The sequence below is a fragment of the Kosakonia sacchari SP1 genome, assembly GCF_000300455.3.
GTDB classification, from domain to species: domain Bacteria; phylum Pseudomonadota; class Gammaproteobacteria; order Enterobacterales; family Enterobacteriaceae; genus Kosakonia; species Kosakonia sacchari.
In genome coordinates, this window is the sequence record NZ_CP007215.2 from 1379999 (window position 1) to 1404473 (window position 24475).

The window sequence follows — 24475 nt, forward strand, 5'->3', positions numbered from 1 at the left end:
GAAATAGAATATACGCAGGTTCTGCGTCTATTCTTCCGGGGTTGTGCCAACCATGCGTTACCGCAGCATTTTGACTTTGCTCTTCGGTCTTCTGGCCGCACCGTTGCTGTGTGCTGCGCCCGCGCAACAAACCTTTTCCGACTGGCAAGTCACCTGTAATAACCAGAACTTTTGCGTGGCACGCAACATTGGTGAGCATCAGGGGCTGGTAATGACGCTCGAGCGCAGTGCGGGTGCGCGTGCCGATGCCACGCTACGTATCGACTATGGCGGCATCGAGGCGCCGATTACTAAAGAACCACCGATTGCCGGGCGTTTACTGTTTGACGGTCAGCCACTGGCGTTGGCGAGCGATCGCTGGCAAACCGCTCCGTGGCATCTGGTGACGGATAACACCGATGCCATCACTTCGTTTTTAAAAAACATTCAGGAAGGCCAGTCGCTTACCCTGCAAGGCAGCAAGGGCGAGATTTCTTTGGTGGGATTAAAAGCGGCGCTGCTGTTTATTGATGCGCTGCAAAAACGCGTCGGCAGCGAGACGGCATGGATTAAAAAGGGCGATAGCCCGTCGTTAAGCGTTCCGCCCGCACCTGCGTTGAAAAAGGTCACCACGGCCAACGTTGCGCCAACCCCGCTGACGCATCAGGAACTGAACGATTTGCTGGATTACGGCACCTGGCGAATGAACAGCAGCCAGTGTTCGCTGGACCCAATGCGCCGGCAGGTGCGCGTGAGCGCGCTGACAGATGATAAAGCGTTGCTAGTGATCGACTGTGAAGCGGGTGCCTATAACATGGTCGAACGCGCGTGGCTGGTATCGCGGGAAAAACCGTTTGCCGCACGGCTGGTGCGCTTGTTGCTGCCTTTCACGCCGGATAACGGTAACGATGAAATGGAGCTGATGAACGCGGCGTTTGATGAGAAAACCCGCGAGCTGACCACACTTTCCAAAGGTCGCAGCCTGGCGGATTGCGGCGTGGCGAGTCGCTGGCGTTTTGACGGCCAGCGCTTTCGCCTGGTGCGTTACGCGCAGGAGCCCTCCTGCGATAGCTGGCACGGCCCCGATGCGTGGCCAACGCTGTGGGTGACGCGCTAACCCTTCGCTGACATAATCCCTTGCGGATATTTTTATCGGGAAGGGAATAATGAAACGCGTTTACCCACAATGGCTTGCGGCCTGCGTACTCTTTTTTGCCGTTCTGCCTGCCCAGGCTGAACTGACCTCAGCAGATAAACAGAGCATCGCCCAGCTTGTCGATGTCTGGAATAGCCACCTGAATGGCAATGCCAAGGCAACTGGCAGCGATCTCTATGCGGCTCAGGTCGAATGGTTTGGTCAGCGCCTTGCGCGCGACGAGGTACTGCGCCGCCAGCAAGCGTTCACCTCTCACTCACCGCACTATGCGCAGCGAATTATCACCACGCTTGATGTCGCCGAAGATGAGGCGGGCCAGGTTCAGGTCGAGTTTGTCAAACAAGCCGGGCTCGATGAAAAACAGGTAAAAAACTACCCGGCGCAGCTTACCTTCAGCAAACATCCTGAGGGTTGGCGCATTAGCGGCGAAACCGATTTGCTCACCCGCCTGAATCAAAAAGAGGCGTCGGTGCAGGGGCTTTTAACCAAAGGCAAGTTTGACGGCATTACCAAAGATGTCGTGTGGGTGAACGCGCGCGACCCCAAAACCGGCGGCAGTTGCGATGAAGAGGGCGACTGTGAATGTAATCTCTGGAGCAGCAACCCGGCTGTAAAACCCGCGGTGGTCCCGCAGTGCATTGGTGGCGGAGTGGAAACGCTGTCGCAACTCGATGATAGCGGGCGCGATCGGGTCGTTGTTTTCCCGCAATGGTGGACCAGCGCCTGGCGAGTGGTTTATGTATTTGATATCCAGCAAGGGCAATGGGCGAAAGCGCTGCCTTCGTTTCCCATCAACATCAATGTTCAGGAAGACGATGACGCCGCCACGCTGGTGAAACGCGATACGCAGCACAATGGCAATGTGCTGGTGAAAAAAGCGCTGTGGGATGAAAAGCAGGAAGATATCGTGACGCCGCAGGAGAGTGAGCCGTTGCTGGTGGTGAAATAAAAATGGCGCGCCAGTCGTATGCTGGCGCGCCCACGCTTATTTTTTCAGTACCGCTTTGGCTTTTGCCACCACGTTCTCGACCGTGAAGCCGAAATAGGGGAACAGCTTCTCGGCAGGTGCAGATTCACCATAACTGGTCATACCGACAATTGCCCCTTTCAGGCCAACATATTTGTACCAGTAATCGGCAATCCCGGCTTCGACTGCCACGCGCGCACTCACATCCGACGGCAGCACTGATTCGCGCCAGGCCTCATCCTGCGCGTCGAAAATATCGGTCGACGGCAGTGATACCACGCGCACCTTATGGCCTTCTTGAGTCAATTGCTCCGCCGCGTTGACGGTGATTTCCATCTCCGAGCCGGTAGCAATCAGGATCAGATCCGGCGTACCCTCGCAGTCTTTCAGGATATAACCGCCACGGCTGATGGCCTGCACCTGCTCCGGGGTTCGCTCAATTTGCGTGAGGTTCTGGCGCGAGAGGATCAACGCCGTCGGGCCATGATGTCGCTCGATCGCCAACTTCCAGCCGACCGCCGCTTCCACCTGATCGCACGGACGCCAGGTGCTGAAGTTTGGCGTTAAGCGCAGGCTGGCGAGTTGCTCTACCGCCTGGTGCGTTGGGCCGTCTTCCCCTAAGCCAATCGAATCGTGGGTGTAAACCATGATCTGCCGGGCTTTCATCAGCGCCGCCATACGTGCCGCGTTACGGGCATATTCAACGAACATCAAAAAGGTGGCGGTGTAAGGCACAAAACCGCCATGGTGCGCGATACCGTTGGCAATTGCCGTCATACCAAATTCGCGCACGCCGTAGTGAATGTAGTTCCCGGCCAGATCCTCTTTCAGCGATGTTGAACCCGACCAGATGGTAAGGTTACTGGGGGCGAGGTCAGCGGAGCCGCCAAGCAGCTCCGGCAGAATTGGCCCATAGCTGTTGAGCGTGTTCTGCGAGGCTTTACGGGTGGCGATTTTCGCCGGATTGGCCTGGAGTTTATTGATCCAGCCGGTGGTGGTTTTCTCCCAGCTTTCTGGCAGTTCGCCGCTCATACGGCGTGTAAACTCGGCCGCCAGATCCGGATATTCCCTGGCCCAGGCAGAAAATTTTTCATTCCATTCCTGCTGTTTTTTCGCGCCGCGCTCGCGGGCATCCCACGCCTGGTAAATCTCTTTCGGGATCTCGAAGGCCGGGTATTTCCAGCCGAGTTTCTGTCGGGTAAGCGCCACTTCTTCTTCACCGAGCGCCGCGCCGTGCGACTCCTCTTTCCCCGCTTTGTTCGGCGAACCGAAGCCAATCACCGTGCGGCAGATAATCAGTGACGGTTTATCTTTCACGCTTTGCGCTTCTTCGATTGCTTTTTTCACTGCCTCAGGTGAATGCCCGTCGATATCGCCAATCACATGCCAGTTATAGGCCTCGAAGCGTTTAGCGGTGTCATCCGTAAACCAGCCCTCGGTTTCGCCATCAATCGAGATGCCGTTGTGATCGTAAAAGCCGATCAGTTTGCCAAGCCCCAGCGTACCCGCCAGCGAACAGACTTCATGGGAAATGCCTTCCATCAGGCAGCCATCGCCCATGAACACATAGGTGTAGTGGTCAACGATGTCATGCCCTGGCCGGTTAAATTGCGCCGCCAGCGTACGCTCGGCAATTGCCAGCCCGACGGCGTTCGCCAGCCCCTGCCCGAGCGGGCCGGTGGTGGTTTCCACGCCCGGCGTATAGCCGATTTCCGGGTGGCCCGGGGTTTTGGAGTGGAGCTGGCGGAAGTTTTTCAGCTCTTCCAGCGGCAGGTCATAACCACTCAAGTGCAGCAGGCTGTATAGCAGCATTGAGGCATGACCGTTAGAGAGAATAAAACGGTCGCGATCGTACCAGGTGGGGTCTGCCGGGTTGTGGCGCAGAAAATCATTCCACAGCACTTCAGCGATATCCGCCATCCCCATTGGGGCGCCAGGGTGGCCAGAATTGGCTTTTTGCACCGCGTCCATACTCAGGGCGCGAATGGCGTTTGCAAGCTCTCTACGGGACATAATTCACTCCATGGCAAAGGGTTAAAGTTTAGCGGCGAGCAGATCTTCGAGTTTGCGCTGATCGACGGCGAACTGGCGGATACCGTCGGCCAGCTTATCAACGGCCATCGGATCCTGGTTATGCTCCCAGCGGAATTCCGCTTCTGTTAACGGTTCCGGGCGATGGAAGGTTTGGCGCGACGGCACCAGCTTGCGTTCAACGACGCCCTCTTGCGCTTGTAGCTCTTTCAGCAATGCCGGAGAGATGGTCAGGCGGTCACAGCCCGCCAGGGCGAGGATCTGCTCGGTGCGGCGGAAACTGGCTCCCATCACAATGGTTTGATAGCGGTGCTGTTTGAAGTAGTCGTAGATATTACGCACCGACTTCACGCCGGGGTCTTCATCCACCACATAGGGGTCGAGCGGTTTGCGATCGTTATACCAGTCGTAAATACGGCCAACAAAAGGCGAAATCAAAAACACGCCCGCTTCGGCACAGGCGCGCGCCTGGGCGAACGAGAACAGCAGCGTCAGGTTGCAGTTGATGCCCTCTTTTTCCAGCTCTTCCGCCGCGCGGATGCCCTCCCAGGTCGACGCCAGTTTGATGAGAATGCGTGACTTATCGATGCCTTGCTCTTTGTACAGCGCGACGAGCTGGCGGGCTTTGGCGATGCTCTTCTCTTTGTTGTAAGAGAGGTGAGCGTCAACTTCGGTGGAGACGCGTCCCGGAATGCTTTTCAGAATTTCCGCACCAAAATTGACCGCCAGTTTGTCGCTGGCTTCTGCCACTTGCTGCTCCTGGGTTTTACCGCGCGCTTTGCCGTAGGCGATGGCATCGTCAATCAGATGCGAGAAGTGCGCCAGCCCGGCCGCCTTCAGCAGCAGGGAAGGGTTGGTGGTGGCATCTTCCGGCTGATAGTGGCGAATGGATTCGATATCGCCGCTGTCGGCCACCACTGTAGTGAATTGTTTGAGGCCGTCTAAGTGATTCATGAAAAATAACTCCTTTAAAAGCAATGGATTACTGGAGTGCTTTCTGTCGCATTTTTGTGAGGATGAGAGGTGCATAACAAAAAAGCATAGCAGACGCGCCCGGGCCCTGCGTTTTGCGGTACGTAACAAAGTTGCGATAAATTGATAACAATTTTGTTTATGTCATGGCGAGATTTTGGCTATGTTCAAAGTTTATGCGGGCGACAGAGGCCATACTATGCGGCGCATTGGGATAGACATCGCACGTTTCACTCTGAAAACAACGTGAAAGGAACCTCAAATGGACGACCAACTAAAACAAAGTGCCCTCGATTTTCACGAATTCCCCCGTCCGGGGAAGATTCAGGTCTCCCCGACAAAACCGCTGGCAACACAGCGAGACCTCGCACTGGCCTACTCCCCCGGCGTCGCTGCGCCTTGTCTTGAGATCGAAAAAGATCCGCTGGCGGCCTACAAATATACCGCGCGCGGCAATCTGGTCGCCGTGGTATCCAACGGTACTGCGGTACTTGGCCTTGGCAATATTGGCGCACTGGCCGGTAAACCCGTCATGGAAGGCAAAGGCGTACTGTTCAAAAAATTCGCCGGAATCGATGTGTTTGATATCGAAGTGGATGAACACGATCCGGACAAACTGATTGATGTTGTCGCCGCGCTGGAACCGACCTTTGGCGGCATCAACCTGGAAGACATCAAAGCGCCGGAGTGCTTCTACATTGAAGCGAAGCTGCGCGAACGCATGAATATTCCGGTATTCCATGACGATCAGCACGGTACGGCGATTATCAGCACCGCCGCTATTCTCAACGGCCTGCGCGTGGTCGAGAAGAATCTCTCCGATGTGCGCATGGTGGTTTCCGGTGCGGGCGCAGCGGCGATTGCCTGTATGAACCTGCTGGTGGCGCTTGGGATGCAGAAACACAACATTGTGGTCTGCGACTCTAAAGGCGTTATCTACAAAGGCCGCGAGCCGAACATGGCGGAAACCAAAGCCGCTTATGCCGTCGACGATGACGGCAAACGCACGCTGGCGGATGTGGTTGCCGGTTCGGACATCTTCCTTGGCTGTTCCGGGCCGAAAGTGCTGACCCCGGAGATGGTAAAAGGCATGGCGCGCCAGCCGCTGATCCTCGCGCTGGCGAACCCGGAACCGGAAATTCTGCCGGATCTGGCGAAAGCGGTGCGCCCGGACGCCATTATCTGTACCGGGCGTTCCGATTACCCGAACCAGGTGAACAACGTGCTCTGCTTCCCGTTTATTTTCCGTGGCGCGCTGGATGTTGGTGCCACGGCGATTAACGAAGAGATGAAACTGGCGGCGGTCAACGCCATCGCGGAACTGGCGCATGCTGAGCAGAGCGAAGTGGTGGCGTCGGCCTATGGCGATCAGGATCTCAGCTTCGGCCCGGATTACCTGATCCCGAAACCGTTCGATCCGCGCCTGATTGTCAAAATCGCGCCTGCGGTGGCGAAAGCGGCAATGGATTCCGGCGTGGCGACGCGACCTATCGCCGATTTCGATGCGTATGTCGATAAACTCACCGAATTTGTCTACAAAACCAATTTGTTCATGAAGCCGATCTTCTCGCAGGCGCGCAACGCACCGAAACGCGTGGTGCTGGCAGAAGGTGAGGAGCCGCGCGTGCTGCATGCCACGCAGGAACTGGTGACGTTAGGGCTGGCAAAACCCATCCTGATTGGCCGCCCGAGCGTCATTGAGATGCGTATTCAGAAACTCGGTTTGCAAATCCGCCCGGGCGTCGATTTTGAAATCGTCAATAACGAGTCCGATCCGCGCTTTAAAGAGTACTGGATGGAGTACTTCAACATCATGAAACGCTGTGGCGTGACACAGGAGCAGGCGCAGCGCGCGGTGATAGGCAATACCACCATTATCGGTGCGATCATGGTCCATCGTGGCGAAGCGGACGCGCTGATTTGTGGCACCATCGGCGATTACCACGAGCACTTCAATGTGTTGCAGCCGATCTTCGGCTATCGCGACAACGTCCATACCGCAGGGGCGATGAACGCGCTGCTGCTGCCGAGCGGCAACACCTTTATCGCCGATACTTACGTCAATGAGGATCCGAGCGCGGAAGAACTGGCGGAGATCACTATTCTGGCGGCGGAAACCGTGCGCCGTTTCGGCATTGAACCGCGTGTGGCGTTGCTTTCGCATTCGCAGTTTGGTTCATCGAACGCGCCTGCGGCGGTGAAAATGCGCGATACGTTAGCGCTGGTGCGTGAACGCGCGCCGGAGTTAATGATCGACGGCGAAATGCACGGCGATGCGGCGCTGGATGAGAGTATTCGCCATGAGCGCATGCCGGATAGCCCGCTGAAAGGGGCGGCGAATATCCTGATCATGCCGAACGTAGAAGCGGCGCGAATCAGTTATAACCTGCTGCGCGTGTCCAGTTCGGAAGGGGTGACTGTCGGGCCGGTACTGATGGGCGTGGCGAAACCGGTGCATGTGCTGACGCCGATTGCTTCGGTGCGGCGTATCGTCAATATGGTTGCGCTGGCGGTGGTGGAGGCGCAAACGCAGCCATTGTGAATGTGAGGCTGGCGATTCGGCAAGTCAGCCTAATCAACGGAATGAGGAATAATTCCGTTCACCACGAGAGTGGCAGACACTTAGACATAGCGTCACGTGAACGGGAAAAGGGGAGCTGCTGTGCTCCCCTTTTCAATCCCCCGCGGCTCCGCGAGAAATCGGTGCTTTGCACTGCGCTCACCTCTCGCGCATCTGTCTGCGGTCGGCTCGACTCGCCGTCGTGGCTCGTTTCGCCTCTGGCCGCCATCCATGCGTCCAGACCTTGCCATCTGTGCTTCGGCTCGCCGATTTCAGCGGAGGCACAACCCCGGCGCTATAAGATCTGTACCTGAAAAAGGCAGATACGTTGCGGTAACCATTATTACTGGCAGAAAATGCCGGGTGACACTACAAGCTAAACCCAGTCTCTGACTTTTATAAACTCACTGAGGGCGGCTTCCGGGCTGCCTTCGGCAGGTTGATAATTGTATTCCCAGCGCACCAGCGGCGGCATCGACATCAGAATAGATTCAGTGCGCCCGCCGGTTTGTAAGCCAAACAGTGTGCCGCGATCCCATACCAGATTGAACTCCACATAACGACCGCGACGGTAAAGCTGGAAGTCGCGTTCACGCTCGCCATAAGGCGTGGCTTCGCGGCGTTCAACGATCGGCAGATAAGCCTCGAGATAGCCATTGCCCACCGCCTGCATAAAGCGAAAGCAGTGATCGAAATCTGGCGTATTGAGATCGTCGAAAAACAGCCCGCCAATGCCGCGCTGTTCATCACGGTGTTTAAGGTAGAAGTAATCGTCGCACCACTTTTTATAGCGTGGATATACCTCTTCGCCGAACGGCAAACAGATATCGCGCGCTGTGCGGTGCCAGTGGCGAGCATCCTCTTCAAAACCGTAGTAGGGCGTTAAATCAAAGCCGCCGCCAAACCACCACACCGGTTCCGCACCAGGTTTTTCGGCGATAAAAAAGCGCACATTGGCATGGCTGGTGGGCACATACGGATTACGCGGGTGAACCACCAGCGAAACGCCCATCGCTTCGAAGCTACGACCTGCCAGCTCCGGGCGGTGCGCGGTGGCCGACGCGGGCATTGCGTCACCGTGGACGTGCGAAAAATTGACTCCCGCCTGTTCAAATACGCCGCCATCACGCAGCACACGGCTGAGCCCCCCGCCGCCTGCCGCACGCGTCCACGCATCTTCAACAAATGCGCCGCCATCAATGGCGCTCAGCTGGTCACAGATCTTGTCCTGCAAATTCAGCAGGGCGTTTTTAACCGGGTGGATATCAGGCGTGGTCATCCGCGTCTCTTCGTATGGGCTTTGTGATTATCAAACCAGCTAAAGTAGCTGAGTACCCCGTCGGCAATGGCGCTGGCGATTTTCTGGCGAAACGCCGCCGTGCCAAGTAGTCTCTCTTCCGCCGGATTGGTGATAAACGAGGTTTCCACCAGTACGGAGGGTATTGAAGGCGATTTTAGCACCACAAAGGCTGCCTGTTCTGTGTTGCGGCTATGCAGGCGGTGTACCGGTTTGATCTGCTTGAGAATATGCGAGCCGAGCGTCAGGCTGTTTTTAATGGTGTCGGTTTGCACTAAATCGAACAGCACTTGCTGGAGCAGGTGATCTTTGTCTCTGTCTTTTTTCCCGGCCAGATCGTCGGCGGCGTTTTCTTTATCCGACAGGTATTTCGCCATCGCGCTACTGGCGCCGCGATTGGAAAGCGCAAACACCGACGCGCCCGCAGCGCTTGGGTTGGTGAAACCATCGGCGTGGATCGACATAAACAGATCCGCACCGTGCTGGTGGGCAATCTCTACACGATCATAAAGCGGAATAAATTTATCGCCGGTGCGCGTCAGGCGCGCATCAATTCCCTGCGCACGCAACTGGGCGCGGACGGTTTTGGCGATCGCCAGTACCACGTGTTTCTCTTGCGAACCGTTATGACCGATCGCGCCGGTATCAATACCGCCGTGGCCTGGATCAAGCATTACAATGCGTTTCGCGCCGGCTTTCTTTGCTTTCGGCTTGCTGTGCCCGGTGGTGGTTTTGAGTGGTGTCTCGTCCTTAGCGATAGCACGAGACATGCCCGTTAATGTCAGGGCGGCCAGGCCTGCTTTCAGCACCTGACGACGCGAGGTAAGTGTTTTTAAAGGTTTAAAGGTGCTCATACGCCTGAATTGTCTTATTCGTGGTCCCTGGTGTTATAGCGTATCGTGTTTGCCGTTACGACTATCCGTGCGAACTAATGTTTTACTTTTCATTTCAATACGTGACAGAGTGACATTATGCCAAATTTCAGCGCCGAAGATGCCGGATATTGGCGACAGCGGCGCTTGGGGCCATAATCTACGTTTACACAGCTGAAAATGACGGGGAATACCATGGAGATACGCGTTTTTCGCCAGGAAGATTTCGAAGAAGTGATCACCTTGTGGGAGCGTTGTGAGCTGTTGCGACCATGGAACGATCCGGAAATGGATATTGAGCGCAAAGTGAATCACGATGTGAGTCTGTTTCTGGTCGCCGAAGTCGGTGGTGAAGTGGTCGGCACGGTGATGGGCGGTTATGACGGTCATCGCGGGTCGGCTTATTACCTTGGCGTTCATCCTGAGTTTCGCGGGCGCGGTATCGCTAACGCCTTGCTGAGTCGGCTGGAGAAAAAGCTGATTGCCCGCGGCTGCCCGAAAATTAACCTGATGGTGCGGGAAGATAACGAGATGGTTATCGGCATGTATGAGCGCCTCGGTTATGAACATATGGATTCGGCCAGTCTGGGCAAACGTTTGATTGAAGATGAAGAGTACTGAGATTTATCCCGCCGATTACGATAACCATGGTCGCCTGAAACTCCCATTTCTCTTCTGGTGCGTGTTGCTGCTACAGGCGCGCACTTGGGTGCTGTTTGTTATTGCCGGGGCATCGCGCGGGCAGGGCGACGCATTGCTCGCACTGTTTTACCCCGATCACGATGATTTCTGGCTGGGCTTGGTGCCGGGTATTCCGGCGGCCCTGGCCTTTTTACTGAGCGGTCGCTGCGAACATTTTCCCCGCCTGTGGCGCGCACTCTACCCGCTGGTATTGCTGGCGCAACTGGTGTTGCTGGTGTGGCAACCCTGGCGCTGGTATATCGGCGAGGTGCTTTCCGGTGTTGGGCTGTTTCTGGTTATTGCCGATCTTTTCGCGCTGTGGTGGTTAGCGGCAAACCGGCGTCTTCGGGCCTGTTTTTCCCTTGCTCAACATTAAGCGGCACTTTTTTGACTTCCGGGACTCCAACAGGCGTTCAATGAATAAAAGGAATGAAGCATGAAATCCCTGCGTACACTTATTTGCGTTCTGCCGCTGGCGTTAACCGGCTGCTCGACGCTGGCTTCCGTCAACTGGTCGGCAGCCTATCCGTGGAACTGGTTTGGTTCATCTGTTGAGGTGAGCGACAACGGAGTCGGCAACATCACCGCCAGCACGCCGCTAAACGAGCAGGCAATTAATGATGCGCTGGGTGGCGATTACCATCTGCGTAGCGGTATGAAGACGGAAAAAGGCAGTATCGTTCGTTATTTTGAAGCGCTAAAAGACGACAAGCTGGCGCTGGTGGTGAACGGCGAAAACGGCGCGGTCAGCCGTATTGATGTGCTGGACAGCGATATCGCCACCGACAAAGGGGTAAAAATCGGTACGCCGTTCAATACGCTGTTTGATAAAGCTTTCGGTAACTGCGTGAAAGGCGCGGGTGATGACAGCGTGGGCGTAGAGTGTAAAGCGCCGGGTAGCCAGCATATCAGCTACGTATTTACCGGTGAATGGAGCGGCCCGGAAGGGTTGATGCCATCCGATGATGCGTTGAAAAACTGGAAAGTGAGCAAGCTTATCTGGCGCCGTTAATTTGATCTCAACTCGCTGCTGTCGCAGGAAAAACAGGTACAATAGCGCGATTATCGCCACGGTTTCGTGGCCTGTTTTTTCCAGGAGGAGTCATGTCCCAGGTTCAAAGCGGCATTCTGCCAGAACATTGCCGTGCGGCGATTTGGATTGAAGCCAACGTAAAAGGGGACACCGATGCCCTGCGCGTGGCGAGCCGCGTATTCGCCGATAAGCTGGCGACCTTTCAACTGCAATTCCCTGATGCGGCGCTGGGCGCGACCATTGCCTTTGGCAACAAAACCTGGCGCGCGCTGAACGGTGCTGAAGGTGCCGACGAGCTAAAAGATTTTCCGGCGTATGGCAAAGGCCTGGCGCCCGCAACACAGCGAGATCTGCTGATCCACATTCTTTCTCTGCGCCACGATGTGAATTTTTCCGTCGCTCAGACCGCGCTGGCGGCGTTCGGTGAGGCGATTGAGGTTAAAGAAGAGACACACGGTTTCCGCTGGGTCGAAGAGCGCGATTTGAGTGGCTTTATCGACGGTACGGAAAACCCGGCAGGCGATGAGAAACGCCGCGAGGTCGCCATTATTCAGGACGGCGTGGACGCTGGTGGCAGCTACGTGATGGTGCAGCGTTGGGAGCATAACCTCAAGCAGCTCAACCGCATGAGCGTGGACGATCAGGAGATGATGATCGGCCGCACGAAAGAAACCAATGAAGAGATCGATGGCGATGCGCGCCCGGACACATCGCACCTGACGCGTGTTGACCTGAAAGAGAACGGCAAAGGGCTAAAAATTGTCCGTCAGAGCCTGCCTTATGGCACCGTCAGCGGCACGCATGGGCTCTATTTCTGCACCTATTGTGCCCGTCTGTACAACATCGAGCAGCAACTGCTGAGTATGTTTGGCGATACCGACGGTAAGCGCGACGCGATGCTGCGTTTTACCCGCCCGGTGACCGGCGGCTACTACTTCGCCCCGTCGCTGGATAAGCTGCTGGCGCTGTAAACCACGCACCTCTGCCTGGCCGGGGAAACCCGGTCACTACTCCCTTCTGCTTATATTCTTTTCTGATTCCAAATCACCAATTGGTATATAAAACCGTTACTGGTTTCACACCCGTTATAAATAAACTGAGTGACGAAATGTCATCAGCTTATAAGGGTGCGCAATGGCCGTTAACTTACTGAAAAAAGGATATCTGACGCTGGCAGCGCTGACGCTGTGGGCCGCTCAGGCACAAGCGACGGAACTGCTTAACAGCTCTTATGATGTATCACGCGAGCTATTTGCGGCCCTTAACACGCCGTTCGAACAGCAATGGGCGAAAGATAACGGCGGTGACAAGCTGACCATTAAGCAATCTCACGCAGGCTCCTCAAAGCAGGCGCTGGCGATCCTGCAAGGGTTGAAAGCGGACGTTGTGACGTATAACCAGGTCACCGATGTGCAGATCCTGCACGACAAAGGCAACTTGATCCCGGCGGACTGGCAGAGCCGTTTGCCGAATAACAGTTCGCCGTTCTACTCGACGATGGCGTTTCTGGTTCGCAAAGGTAACCCGAAGAACATTCACGACTGGAACGATCTGGTGCGCAGTGATGTGAAGCTGATTTTCCCGAACCCGAAAACCTCCGGCAATGCGCGCTACACCTACCTGGCAGCCTGGGGTGCAGCGGATCAGGCGGATGGCGGCGACAAAGCTAAAACCCAGCAGTTTATGACGCAGTTCCTGAAAAACGTTGAGGTGTTCGACACCGGCGGCCGCGGCGCGACAACCACCTTTGTTGAGCGCGGGCTTGGCGATGTGCTGATCTCGTTTGAATCGGAAGTGAATAACATCCGCAAGCAGTATGAAGCACAGGGTTTTGAGGTTGTGGTACCGAAGGTCAACATCCTGGCTGAGTTCCCGGTGGCGTGGGTGGATAAAAACGTGAAAGCCAACGGCACGGAAAAAGCGGCGAAAGCTTATCTCACCTGGCTTTACAGCCCACAGGCGCAAACCATCATTACCGATTACTACTATCGCGTGAACAACCCGGAAGTAATGGTAAAACTGAGCGATAAATTCCCGCAGACGGCGCTGTTCCGCGTGGAGGACAAGTTCGGTTCCTGGCCTGAGGTGATGAAAACCCATTTCGCCAGCGGTGGTGAACTGGACACGTTGTTGGCGGCGGGGCGTAAGTGATGTTTGCAGGATCAAAACGCGTGCTGCCTGGCTTCGGTTTAAGCCTCGGCAGCAGCCTGTTTTTTGTTTGTCTGATACTGCTGTTGCCGCTGAGCGCGCTGGTGATGCAGCTGGCGCAGATGAGCTGGGCGCAATACTGGGAGGTGGTCACTAATCCGCAGGTGGTGGCCGCCTATAAAGTCACGCTGATTGCTGCGTTTGTCGCCTCCGTTTTTAATGGCGTGTTTGGCTTGCTGATGGCGTGGATCCTCACGCGTTACCGCTTTCCTGGCCGCACGTTGCTCGATGCGTTGATGGATTTACCTTTTGCGTTGCCCACCGCCGTGGCAGGTCTGACTCTGGCCTCACTGTTTTCGGTGAATGGTTTTTACGGTGAGTGGTTAGCGAAGTTTGATATCAAAGTGACCTATACCTGGCTCGGTATTGCGGTGGCGATGGCGTTTACCAGCATTCCGTTTGTCGTGCGCACCATTCAGCCGGTGCTGGAAGAACTGGGGCCGGAGTATGAAGAAGCGGCAGAAACCCTGGGTGCGACGCGCTGGCAAAGTTTTCGCAAAGTGGTGCTGCCGGAACTCTCTCCGGCGCTGATGGCAGGTGTAGCGTTGTCGTTTACCCGCAGCCTTGGCGAGTTTGGCGCGGTGATCTTTATCGCCGGTAACATCGCCTGGAAAACCGAAGTCACCTCGCTGATGATTTTTGTGCGTCTGCAGGAGTTTGATTACCCGGCGGCGAGCGCGATTGCCTCGGTGATCCTGGCGGCTTCTCTGCTGTTGCTGTTTTCTATTAACACCCTGCAAAGCCGCTTTGGTCAGCGTGTGGTAGGTCACTAATGGCGGAAATAACTGAATTGAAACGCTATGTCAAACCTCAGGTGAACTGGGGCAAATGGTTTTTGATTGGCACCGGAGTGATTGTCTCGGCGTTTATTCTCGTCGTGCCGATGATTTATATCTTCGTGCAGGCATTCAGCAAAGGCCTGATGCCAGTTTTGCAAAACCTCGCGGACGCCGACATGCTGCATGCCATCTGGCTGACGGTGCTGATTGCGCTGATTTCGGTGCCGCTGAACCTGATATTCGGCACGTTGCTGGCCTGGCTGGTGACGCGCTTTAACTTCCCCGGCCGCCAGTTACTGTTGACGCTGCTGGATATTCCCTTTGCTGTTTCGCCGGTGGTCGCAGGTCTTATCTATCTGCTGTTTTATGGCTCGAACGGCCCGCTTGGCGGCTGGCTGGATGCGCATAATCTGCAAATTATGTTCGCCTGGCCGGGCATGGTGCTGGTTACCGTGTTTGTTACCTGTCCGTTTGTGGTGCGCGAACTGGTGCCAGTGATGTTAAGCCAGGGGAGTCAGGAGGACGAAGCAGCGATTCTGCTTGGTGCTTCCGGCTGGCAGATGTTCAAGCGCGTAACGTTGCCGAACATCCGCTGGGCATTGTTATACGGTGTGGTACTGACTAACGCGCGAGCGATTGGCGAATTTGGCGCGGTGTCGGTGGTTTCCGGCTCTATCCGCGGTGAAACGCTGTCGCTACCGCTACAAATTGAGTTACTGGAGCAGGATTACAATACCGTCGGTTCGTTTACCGCCGCCGCCCTGCTGACCTTAATGGCTATTTTGACGTTGTTTTTAAAGAGTGCGTTGCAGTGGCGTTTGAATAATCAGGAAAAACGCCAGCAACAGGAGGGAAATCATGAGCATTGAGATTGCCAATATTAAGAAGTCTTTTGGTCGCACCCAGGTGCTGAATGATATCTCTCTGGATATCCCTTCCGGCCAGATGGTGGCGCTGCTGGGGCCGTCCGGTTCCGGTAAAACCACGTTGCTGCGTATTATTGCTGGTCTTGAGCATCAGACCAGCGGGCGCATTCGTTTTCACGGCACTGACGTTAGCCGTTTGCATGCGCGCGAGCGCCGCGTCGGTTTTGTGTTCCAGCATTATGCGCTGTTTCGTCATATGACAGTGTTCGACAATATCGCTTTCGGTCTGACGGTGCTGCCGCGTCGAGAACGTCCTAATGCGGCGGCGATCAAAGCCAAAGTGACGCAACTGCTGGAAATGGTGCAACTGGCACATCTGGCGGAACGCTTTCCGGCGCAGCTTTCTGGCGGCCAGAAACAGCGTGTGGCGCTGGCGCGTGCGCTGGCGGTTGAACCGCAAATTTTACTGCTGGATGAACCCTTCGGTGCGCTTGATGCGCAGGTGCGTAAAGAGCTGCGTCGCTGGTTGCGCCAGTTGCATGAAGAGCTGAAATTCACCAGCGTATTCGTAACGCACGATCAGGAAGAGGCGACGGAAGTGGCCGATCGCGTGGTGGTGATGAGCCAGGGAAATATTGAACAGGCGGATGCGCCGGATCAGGTCTGGCGCGAACCCGCAACCCGCTTTGTGCTGGAGTTTATGGGTGAGGTTAACCGCCTGAAAGGCACGGTGAGCGGCGGACAATTCCATGTTGGTGCGCACCGCTGGCCGCTTGGTTATACGCCGGCTTACCAGGGCGATGTCGATCTGTTCCTGCGCCCGTGGGAAGTGGATGTCAGCCGTCGCACTAGCCTCGATTCTCCGCTGCCGGTACAGGTGCTTGAAGCCAGTCCAAAAGGCCATTACACCCAACTGGTTGTGCAGCCGCTGGGCTGGAACACGGAGCCGTTGACCGTGGTGATGCGTGATGAGCATCCCCCCCAGCGCGGTGAGCGTCTGTTCGTCGGCCTGCAACATGCCCGTTTATATAACGGTAACGAACGCATTGAGGCCCGCGCAGAACTTGCTCTGGCGGATTCTGCCTGATAGCTTAAACGGACGTGGTTTCTGCCGGATAGCCTACAGCTTTACCCGGCCTACAAGCCCGGTATGCATCCTGCGACCGGGTTTTTTATTGGACAGCGATTGTGAACACATTAGAACAAACCATTGGCAATACGCCGCTGGTCAAATTGCAACGCCTGAGCCCGGACAACGGGAGTGAAATCTGGGTCAAACTGGAAGGCAACAATCCGGCGGGATCGGTAAAAGACAGAGCGGCACTGTCGATGATTGTGCAGGCGGAAAAGCGCGGGGAGATTAAACCCGGCGACGTACTGATTGAAGCGACCAGCGGCAATACCGGTATCGCGCTGGCGATGATCGCCGCGCTGAAAGGCTACCGCATGAAATTGTTGATGCCGGACAATATGAGTCAGGAGCGCCGCGCTGCGATGCGCGCCTACGGTGCGGAGCTGATTCTGGTCAGCAAAGAGCAGGGCATGGAGGGCGCGCGCGATCTGGCGTTGGCCATGTCGGCGCGTGGTGAAGGTAAACTGCTCGATCAGTTTAACAACCCGGATAACCCCTACGCACATTACACCACCACCGGCCCGGAAATCTGGCGTCAAACCAGCGGGCGTATCACGCATTTTGTCTCCAGTATGGGCACTACCGGTACCATTACCGGGGTATCGCGTTTTCTGCGCGAGCAGGATAAAAAAGTGACGATTGTCGGATTACAGCCGGAAGAGGGCAGCAGTATTCCCGGTATCCGCCGCTGGCCTGCCGAGTATATGCCGGGGATTTTTAACGCGTCTCTGGTTGATGAGGTGCTGGATATCCATCAGCGTGAAGCAGAAAATATCATGCGCACGCTGGCGGTGCAGGAAGGCATTTTCTGCGGAGTCAGTTCCGGCGGCGCAGTAGCAGGGGCAATACGGGTGGCTAAAGCGAACCCGGGCGCGGTGATCGTCGCCATTATTTGCGATCGCGGCGATCGCTATCTTTCTACTGGCGTATTTGGTGAAGAGAGTTATTCGCAGGGCGCGGGGATTTAACCCGTTAAGGAGACCTAATGGAGATGATCCTGTTCAGGGATAAGACCCGGGCGCAGCAGGCTGATATTGTTGCCGTACAATCACAGGTTGTCTACGGGAGCGTGGGCAACAGCATAGCGGTACCGAATATTCGCCAGCACCATTTGAACGTACTGGCCGTGCCGACCGTGCTGTTCAGTAACACGCCACACTATGACACCTTTTACGGCGGCGTCATTCCCGACGAGTGGTTTAGCGGTTATTTAAAAGCGCTGGAGGAGCGTGATGTTCTGCGCAGCGTTAAAGCTGTCACGACCGGTTATATGGGCAGTGCCAGCCAGATAAAACTGCTGGCACAGTGGCTCACGGTGCTGCGGGAAAAACATCCGCAATTGCTAATTCTGGTTGATCCGGTGATCGGCGATACCGATAGCGGCATCTACGTTAAACCAGAAATTCCGCAGGCATATTGTGAACATCTGCTGCCACTGGCGCAGGGGATCACGCCAAATGTGTTCGAGCTGGAAGTGCTGAGTGGTAAACCGTGCCGGGATTTGCAAAGTGCGATTGAGGCGGCAAAAGGCCTGTTATCGGAATCGCTGCATTGGGTGGCGATCACCAGTGCGCCGGTTGAGCAACATGATGAGCAAATCCATGTCGTACTGGTTACCGCTGATGTGGTTCATGTGAGTGGTTATCCGCGTGTGGCGACCGATCTCAAAGGTACAGGCGACCTGTTTTGTTCTGAACTGGTGAGCGGCATTGTTCAGGGAAAAGCGCTCAATGTGGCTATACAGGCTGCGGGTGATCGGGTTGTAGAAGTGATGGGATATACGCTGGAAAAAGGCCATGACGAGCTGATTCTACCGCCGCAGTAAAGCAAGAATGGCGCCTTTCGGCGCCATTCTTTTATGCATTACGCATTACTTTTTGATGCGGATCACCGGGGTTTCTCCCACGGTTACGCTACCAGAAAGTTTGATAAGCTCTTTGATTTCGTCCATGTTGGAGATAACCACCGGCGTCAGAGTTGACTTGGCTTTCTCTTCCAGCAGTGGCAGATCAAATTCGATTACCGGATCGCCAACTTTTACGCGCTGGCCTTCTTCTGCGATGCGTTTGAAACCTTCACCTTTCAGTTCAACGGTGTCGATACCGAAGTGAACAAACAGTTCAATGCCGCTATCGGATTCGATAGAGAAGGCATGGTTGGTTTCAAAGATTTTACCGATAGTACCATCAACCGGGGCTACCATTTTGTTACCGGTCGGTTTGATAGCAATGCCATCACCAACGATTTTCTCAGCGAATACAACATCCGGTACATCTTCAATGTTGACGATTTCGCCAGAAAGCGGGGCAATAATCTCAATGGTTCCGGTGTCTTTTTTATCATCAGAAACCAAAGATTTCAGTTTATCGAAAAAACCCATGATCTTCTCCTAAGCAGTAATTTGGGCGCATCTCGTGGATTAGCAGATTGTTTTTTCTTCAATGAACTTGTTAACCAGCGTCATTAACTCGTCCGTTGTCGGTTGAGCAAGAGCCTGCTCTGCTAACACCTTCGCATCTTCGAAGTTTGTGTTACGAATAATCTTCTTAATGCGCGGGATAGAAATGGCGCTCATACTGAATTCATCCAGACCCATCCCCAGCAACAGAAGTGTAGCACGTTCGTCGCCAGCAAGCTCACCACACATGCCAGTCCATTTGCCTTCCGCATGAGAAGCATCAATAACTTGCTTGATCAGGGTGAGAACAGACGGTGACATCGGCTGGTAAAGATGTGAAATCATATCATTACCACGGTCAACCGCCAGGGTGTACTGCGTCAAATCATTGGTACCGATACTAAAGAAATCGACTTCTTTCGCCAGATGGCGGGCAATTGTCGCGGCAGCAGGAGTTTCCACCATCACGCCAATTTCAATACTCTCGTCAAACGCCTTGCCTTCGTTACGCAATTCTTGTTTGTAGATCTCAATCTCTTTCTTCAGTGCGCGCACTTCTTCGACAGAGATGATCATCGGGAACATAATTCGCAGTTTACCGAAAGCGGAAGCGCGCAGAATCGCACGTACCTGGTCGCGCAGGATCTCTTTGCGATCCATGGCGATACGTACTGCACGCCAGCCCAGGAACGGGTTCTCTTCTTTCGGAAAATTCATGTAAGGCAGCTCTTTGTCGCCGCCAATGTCCATGGTACGAACGATAACTGCCTGAGAACCGCAAGCTTCAGCCACCGCTTTGTAGGCTTCAAACTGCTCTTCTTCAGTCGGCAGGGCGTCGCGATCCATGAACAGGAATTCGGTACGGTACAGACCAACACCTTCAGCGCCATTGCGCTCAGCGCCCGCGATATCGCGAACGGTACCGATGTTGGCGCACACTTCCACCTGGTGACCATCAAGGGTGATCGCCGGCAGATCTTTCAGTTTCGCCAGTTCGGCTTTTTCTTCGGCAACCTGAGCCTGCGCCGCACGCAGTGTTTCAATCTCTTCGTCGCTTGGGTTAACGTAAACTTTATTGTTAACCGCATCGAGGATCAGATAATCGCCATTTTTAACCTGAGTGGTGACGCTACCGGTGCCCACGATCGCTGGCAACTCAAGGGAGCGCGCCATGATAGACGTGTGGGAAGTACGACCACCGATATCAGTGATAAAACCAAGCACTTTTTTCAGGTTCAACTGGGCGGTTTCTGACGGCGTCAGGTCGGCCGCAACCAGAATCACTTCTTCCTGAATTGCGCTCAGATCGATAATCGGCATACCCAGGATGTTGCGCAGCAGACGCTTACCGATGTCACGTACGTCAGCGGCACGTTCTTTTAGGTATTCATCATCCAGCTCTTCCAGGGCTGTTGCCTGACCTTCGATAACTTCATGTGCTGCCGCATCGGCAGTCATGTTCTTATCTTTAATCAGGGCTATGATTTCCTGCTCCAGCTCCTCATCTTCCAGCAGCATAATATGCCCTTCGAAGATGGCTTCTTTTTCTTCACCGAAAGTTTCACCCGCTTTCGTTTTGATTGCTTCCAGCTGTGCCGATGCTTTGGCACGACCGCTCAGGAAACGCTCAACTTCCTGGTCAACCTTGTCGGCAGAAATTTTCTTCCGGTCGATGACGATCTCGTCTTCTTTCAGCAGCAGTGCTTTGCCGAAAGCGATACCCGGGGATGCTAAAATGCCTGAAATCATAACCCTACCTTTACTTGTGACTGATCTTGAAAAGAACCCGTAAGTAAAACTTACTCAAGTTCTGCCATCAGTTTAACCAGATGCTCAACCGCTTTTTGCTCGTCTTCGCCTTCAGCGGTCAACGTCACAACAGTACCTTGAGTCAGGCCCAAAGTTTGCAGTTTGAACAGGCTTTTCGCGCTAGCGCTTTTGCCGTTAGAAGTCACAGTGATTTCAGAAGAGAAGCCTTTTGCTTCTTTAACAAACTGAGCAGCAGGGCGGGTATGCAGACCGTTCGGAGCGGTAATGGTAACTTCTTGCTGGAACATTGTATTTCCCCAACTTATAGGTTTAGTGTTGTGGAACTAAAGTCTAGCCTGGCGGCATGACTTTAGCCTGTATTGTTAGCGCCGGCGCAACGGGACAAACTACAGAAGCCTGCCTGGCGCAACCAAACGCTGGCGCTTCTGGCTGCTGACGTTTCGCTAGTCATTAAACATTATGCAGCGAAAGGCAGAATTGAACCAAATCATAAAATCGATTCAGCTTGGTGAAATCTTGCCTTCGATTAATTTCGCGCATCAAAATAAATGTGATGGTTAAATACCAGACCAGGAGGTTTCAGGCAATGCCAGGTAGGACGAAAATTTGATATATGCCACAAAAAAGCACCGCAATCGGTGCTTTTTTGTGCTGATTTAACAATCTGGCATCACTGTTGCAGTTCTTTTTCAGTAAACAGATCGGCAAACAACGCGGTGCTCAAATAACGCTCGCCAGAAGAAGGCAAAATCACCACGATATTCTTATTGGTAAAGGTTTCGTCTTCTTGCAATTTCAGCGCCGCCGCAACGGCAGCACCCGAAGAGATACCCGCCAGAATACCTTCCTCTTCCATCAAACGACGCGCGGTGCTGATGGCTTCTTCGTTGGTGATTTTGACAACTTTATCGATCAGTTTCAAATCCAGGTTGCCGGGAATAAAGCCTGCGCCGATGCCCTGAATTTTGTGCGGGCCAGGTTTCAGCTCTTCGCCTGCCAGCGCCTGGGAAATAACCGGTGAATCAGTTGGCTCGACCGCGACGGTGATCAGGTCAGTTTTGCCTTTGGTATTTTTGATATAACGCGTTACGCCGGTCAGCGTACCGCCAGTGCCTACGCCGGAGATAAACACATCAACTTGGCCATCTGTGTCTTCCCAGATTTCCGGGCCGGTGGTTTTTTCATGAATTTCCGGGTTAGCCGGGTTACTGAATTGCTGCAACAGCAGGAATTTCGCCGGATCGCTGGCGACAATTTCTTCCGCTTTCTGAATCGCGCCTTTCATGCCTTTTGCACCTTCCGTCAGTACCAGGTTCGCGCCTAATGCCTTTAGCAATTTACGGCGTTCGATACTCATGGTTTCCGGCATGGTCAGCGTCAGTTTGTAGCCGCGTGCAGCTGCGACATAGGCCAGTGCGATCCCGGTGTTGCCACTGGTTGGTTCAACCAGTTCTACGCCCGGTTTCAGTACCCCGCGTTTTTCGGCATCCCAAATCATATTGGCACCGATACGGCATTTTACGCTGAAGCTTGGGTTACGTGATTCGACCTTCGCCAGAATGCGGCCGTTACCGATGCGGTTCAGTCGAACCAGCGGCGTATGACCAATCGTCAACGAGTTGTCTTCAAAAATCTTACTCATAGCCCGTCCTTAACTGTATGAAATTTGGGAACCACCTCAGCATACGCACTTACTGTTGTTGGGGAAGTAAGGAAATCGCATATCTATATGCTGAGGCGAAATAATGCTAATCAGTATGGAATAAGAAACGGAATAAATCCTTATCGCCAAACCGCGTGTTTTTCCCGATAGCAATCGACCCACATCGCTGTTGCGCCACACACCGCTACGGGCATCACAACCAAATTCAACACCGGAATCATCGTAAAGAGGCTGGTGAGCGCACCGAATTGCATATTAATAACCTTGCGTTCGCGCAAGGAAACGCGCATCGCTTTAAACGGCACCTTATGGTTATCAAACGGATAGTCGCAATATTGGATAGCTAACATCCACGCACTGAACAGGAACCACAGCACCGGGGCGACGGTTTGCCCAATACCGGGAATAAAATAAAGCACCAGCAACAGCAAGGCGCGGGGCAGATACCAGGCCAGTTTTTGCCATTCGCGCTTCATGATGCGAGGTACATCTTTGAGCAGCCCAAAAACGCCGACGTCGGGCGGTGTCGCGCCGGTAAGGCGTGCTTCCAGTTGTTCTGCCAGCAAGCCATTAAAGGGAGCGGCAATCCAGTTCGCAAGGGTTGAGAAGAAGTAGCCGAAGACCAACAGAATTGAGATAACGGCGATTGGCCACAGTAAATAGCTCAGCCATTGCAGCCAGTCCGGCACATGGCTCATCAGCGAAGGGATCCAACTATCCAGGCGGGTAAATAGCCACCAGAACGCGCCACCCATCAGCAAAATATTTACCATTAACGGCAAGATCACAAAGCGACGAATGCCTGGCAGTGTGACCAGTTTCCAGCCCTGGGAAAAGTAAAACATGCCGCTGCGAGCAACAGACGGGGATGATGAAACCATAATCTGGCCATACTCCTTTCATGACGACCGAAAACTGCAGCTTATAATATTCATCAGACGGGGGAAACCCGTTCGGAAATGTTCGAAAAAACAGCAAAAAGCACAATTTCGTTCATCTTTATGCTGCGAAAGACACGCGCGCACTTGCACTTGACGTAATGGGCAAATACTCTTAGTGAGTAAATGTTTGCCGTGGTGGCAAGGTGTTAGAACAACAGAGAATATAATGATGCAGGATTTGCGTCTGATATTAATCATTGTTGGCGCGATCGCCATAATTGCTTTGCTGGTTCATGGGTTTTGGACCAGTCGCAAAGAACGTTCGTCCATGTTCCGGGATCGCCCATTAAAACGCATGAAGTCGAGACGTGACGACGAGTTGGATGACGAGGACGTCGAAGAAGACGAAGGCGTAGGTGAAGTGCGTGTTCATAAAGTGAATCACGCGCCGGGAGCCAGTAACGAGCAGGACGCGCCGCGTCAGCACCAATATCAGCCGCCTTATGCGTCGGCACAGCCACGCCCGTCGGCACCGCCTGTTCAACCTGAAGAGCCACCGCACCACGCGCAGCAGCCTTATTCCCAGCAGCAGCCGGAGCGCCCGGCGCAAGCACCTGCCTTTGAAACGCAGCCGGTGCGTCACGCGCCGCAACAGCCTTTAGCGCCACAACAGCCAATGGCACCTCAGCAGCCTGCGCCGCAGTATCAATCGCAACCTGAAATTGCGCAGCCCGCGTCTCAGCCGGAACCTGAGCCGGTTGTCGAAGCGCCGGTGGAAAAACCGCAGCGCAAAGAAACCGTGATTATCATGAACGTTGCTGCACACCATGGCAGCATGTTGAATGGCGAAGTGCTGCTGAACAGCATTTTGCAGGCCGGGTTTAAATTCGGCGACATGAGCATTTTTCACCGTCATCTTAGCCCGGACGGCAGTGGCCCGGCGCTTTTCAGCCTGGCCAATATGGTTAATCCCGGCACGTTTGATGTCGAAACGATGAGCGAGATGGCAACGCCAGGCGTCACCATCTTTATGCAGGTGCCTTCCTATGGCGACGAGTTGCAAAACTTTAAACTGATGCTGCAATCCGCACAGCATATCGCCGATGAAGTCGGCGGCGTAGTGCTGGACGATCAGCGTCGGATGATGACGCCGCAGAAATTACGTGAATACCAGGATCGTATTCGCGAGGTCAAAGACGCCAACGCGTAACGGGACCACGAACATTATTT

General features: G+C 54.4%; 23 protein-coding genes. 14 read left to right on the forward strand and 9 right to left on the reverse strand.

The genetic code is table 11. From position 1 onward, the window contains the following. Positions 1-52: 52 nt before the first annotated feature. Together C813_RS29570 and C813_RS29575 are read left to right on the forward strand one after the other, a co-directional pair. The gene (locus C813_RS29570; protein WP_017458932.1) at positions 53-1096 is read left to right on the forward strand and encodes a DUF1176 domain-containing protein; all 1044 of its coding nucleotides are present in this window, start codon (positions 53-55) and stop codon (positions 1094-1096) included. Between the two features lie 49 nt (positions 1097-1145). Beyond that, positions 1146-2084, forward strand: coding sequence for a hypothetical protein (locus C813_RS29575; protein WP_017458931.1), 939 nt, complete (start codon positions 1146-1148; stop codon positions 2082-2084). 36 nt (positions 2085-2120) lie between these two features. On the opposite strand, the gene tkt is transcribed toward C813_RS29575, so the two are convergent. After that, positions 2121-4115 (reverse strand): transketolase, encoded by a 1995-nt coding sequence (gene tkt / locus C813_RS29580; protein WP_017458930.1) that lies wholly within the window; start codon positions 4113-4115, stop codon positions 2121-2123. Positions 4116-4136: 21 nt separating this feature from the next. Beyond that, positions 4137-5087: a transaldolase gene (gene tal / locus C813_RS29585; RefSeq protein ID WP_017458929.1), complete on the reverse strand. Its 951-nt coding sequence runs from the start codon at positions 5085-5087 to the stop codon at positions 4137-4139. A 280-nt stretch (positions 5088-5367) separates the two neighbouring features. Between tal and maeB the strand changes: the two genes are divergently transcribed. After that, positions 5368-7647 (forward strand): NADP-dependent oxaloacetate-decarboxylating malate dehydrogenase, encoded by a 2280-nt coding sequence (gene maeB / locus C813_RS29590; RefSeq protein ID WP_017458928.1) that lies wholly within the window; start codon positions 5368-5370, stop codon positions 7645-7647. A 394-nt stretch (positions 7648-8041) separates the two neighbouring features. Here maeB and hemF read toward each other — a convergent pair whose 3' ends face one another. Together hemF and amiA are read right to left on the reverse strand one after the other, a co-directional pair. Next, entirely contained in the window at positions 8042-8944 is a 903-nt protein-coding gene (gene hemF, locus C813_RS29595; RefSeq protein ID WP_017458927.1) for an oxygen-dependent coproporphyrinogen oxidase, read from the reverse strand. Next, positions 8941-9816 carry an N-acetylmuramoyl-L-alanine amidase AmiA gene (gene amiA, locus C813_RS29600; protein WP_017458926.1) on the reverse strand — a complete coding sequence of 292 codons (876 nt, stop codon included), beginning with the start codon at positions 9814-9816 and terminating at the stop codon, positions 8941-8943. The genes hemF and amiA overlap by 4 nt, the downstream gene beginning before the upstream one ends. A 213-nt stretch (positions 9817-10029) precedes the next feature. On the opposite strand from amiA, the gene C813_RS29605 reads away from it, so the two are divergent. From C813_RS29605 to pdxK, 10 genes are all read left to right on the forward strand, one after another. Continuing rightward, entirely contained in the window at positions 10030-10455 is a 426-nt protein-coding gene (locus C813_RS29605) for a GNAT family acetyltransferase (RefSeq protein ID WP_017458925.1), read from the forward strand. Beyond that, positions 10442-10891 (forward strand): DUF2919 domain-containing protein, encoded by a 450-nt coding sequence (locus tag C813_RS29610; RefSeq protein WP_017458924.1) that lies wholly within the window; start codon positions 10442-10444, stop codon positions 10889-10891. Before C813_RS29605 ends, C813_RS29610 begins: the two co-directional genes overlap by 14 nt. Before the next feature lie 60 nt (positions 10892-10951). Continuing rightward, complete coding sequence (locus C813_RS29615) at positions 10952-11527, forward strand: RpoE-regulated lipoprotein (RefSeq protein WP_017458923.1); 576 nt, start codon at positions 10952-10954, stop codon at positions 11525-11527. A gap of 92 nt (positions 11528-11619) precedes the next feature. Next, positions 11620-12519 (forward strand): Dyp-type peroxidase, encoded by a 900-nt coding sequence (locus C813_RS29620; RefSeq protein ID WP_017458922.1) that lies wholly within the window; start codon positions 11620-11622, stop codon positions 12517-12519. A 163-nt stretch (positions 12520-12682) separates the two neighbouring features. Next, a complete protein-coding gene (locus C813_RS29625; RefSeq protein ID WP_017458921.1) occupies positions 12683-13699 on the forward strand; it encodes a sulfate ABC transporter substrate-binding protein in 1017 nt (338 codons plus the stop codon). Further along, on the forward strand, positions 13699-14529 hold the full coding sequence (cysT, locus tag C813_RS29630) for a sulfate/thiosulfate ABC transporter permease CysT (RefSeq protein WP_017458920.1): 831 nt from the start codon (positions 13699-13701) through the stop codon (positions 14527-14529). Before C813_RS29625 ends, cysT begins: the two co-directional genes overlap by 1 nt. Beyond that, on the forward strand, positions 14529-15404 hold the full coding sequence (cysW, locus tag C813_RS29635; RefSeq protein ID WP_017458919.1) for a sulfate/thiosulfate ABC transporter permease CysW: 876 nt from the start codon (positions 14529-14531) through the stop codon (positions 15402-15404). Before cysT ends, cysW begins: the two co-directional genes overlap by 1 nt. Beyond that, positions 15394-16488: a sulfate/thiosulfate ABC transporter ATP-binding protein CysA gene (gene cysA / locus C813_RS29640; protein WP_017458918.1), complete on the forward strand. Its 1095-nt coding sequence runs from the start codon at positions 15394-15396 to the stop codon at positions 16486-16488. The genes cysW and cysA overlap by 11 nt, the downstream gene beginning before the upstream one ends. Before the next feature lie 101 nt (positions 16489-16589). Beyond that, positions 16590-17501, forward strand: coding sequence for a cysteine synthase CysM (cysM, locus tag C813_RS29645; protein WP_017458917.1), 912 nt, complete (start codon positions 16590-16592; stop codon positions 17499-17501). A gap of 17 nt (positions 17502-17518) precedes the next feature. Continuing rightward, positions 17519-18358 carry a pyridoxine/pyridoxal/pyridoxamine kinase gene (pdxK, locus tag C813_RS29650; protein ID WP_017458916.1) on the forward strand — a complete coding sequence of 280 codons (840 nt, stop codon included), beginning with the start codon at positions 17519-17521 and terminating at the stop codon, positions 18356-18358. Between the two features lie 45 nt (positions 18359-18403). On the opposite strand, the gene crr is transcribed toward pdxK, so the two are convergent. The 5 genes from crr to cysZ all read right to left on the reverse strand — a co-directional run bounded on the left by crr (position 18404) and on the right by cysZ (position 23245). Beyond that, a complete protein-coding gene (gene crr, locus C813_RS29655) occupies positions 18404-18913 on the reverse strand; it encodes a PTS glucose transporter subunit IIA (protein WP_017458915.1) in 510 nt (169 codons plus the stop codon). Between the two features lie 39 nt (positions 18914-18952). Further along, positions 18953-20680 (reverse strand): phosphoenolpyruvate-protein phosphotransferase PtsI, encoded by a 1728-nt coding sequence (ptsI, locus tag C813_RS29660; RefSeq protein WP_017458914.1) that lies wholly within the window; start codon positions 20678-20680, stop codon positions 18953-18955. Positions 20681-20730: 50 nt separating this feature from the next. Beyond that, positions 20731-20988: a phosphocarrier protein Hpr gene (gene ptsH, locus C813_RS29665; RefSeq protein WP_007370907.1), complete on the reverse strand. Its 258-nt coding sequence runs from the start codon at positions 20986-20988 to the stop codon at positions 20731-20733. A gap of 383 nt (positions 20989-21371) precedes the next feature. Beyond that, on the reverse strand, positions 21372-22343 hold the full coding sequence (cysK, locus tag C813_RS29670; protein ID WP_017458913.1) for a cysteine synthase A: 972 nt from the start codon (positions 22341-22343) through the stop codon (positions 21372-21374). A 140-nt stretch (positions 22344-22483) separates the two neighbouring features. Beyond that, positions 22484-23245, reverse strand: coding sequence for a sulfate transporter CysZ (gene cysZ, locus C813_RS29675; protein WP_017458912.1), 762 nt, complete (start codon positions 23243-23245; stop codon positions 22484-22486). A 226-nt stretch (positions 23246-23471) separates the two neighbouring features. Between cysZ and zipA the strand changes: the two genes are divergently transcribed. Beyond that, positions 23472-24455 (forward strand): cell division protein ZipA, encoded by a 984-nt coding sequence (zipA, locus tag C813_RS29680; RefSeq protein WP_017458911.1) that lies wholly within the window; start codon positions 23472-23474, stop codon positions 24453-24455. The last annotated feature ends 20 nt before the right edge of the window (positions 24456-24475 follow it).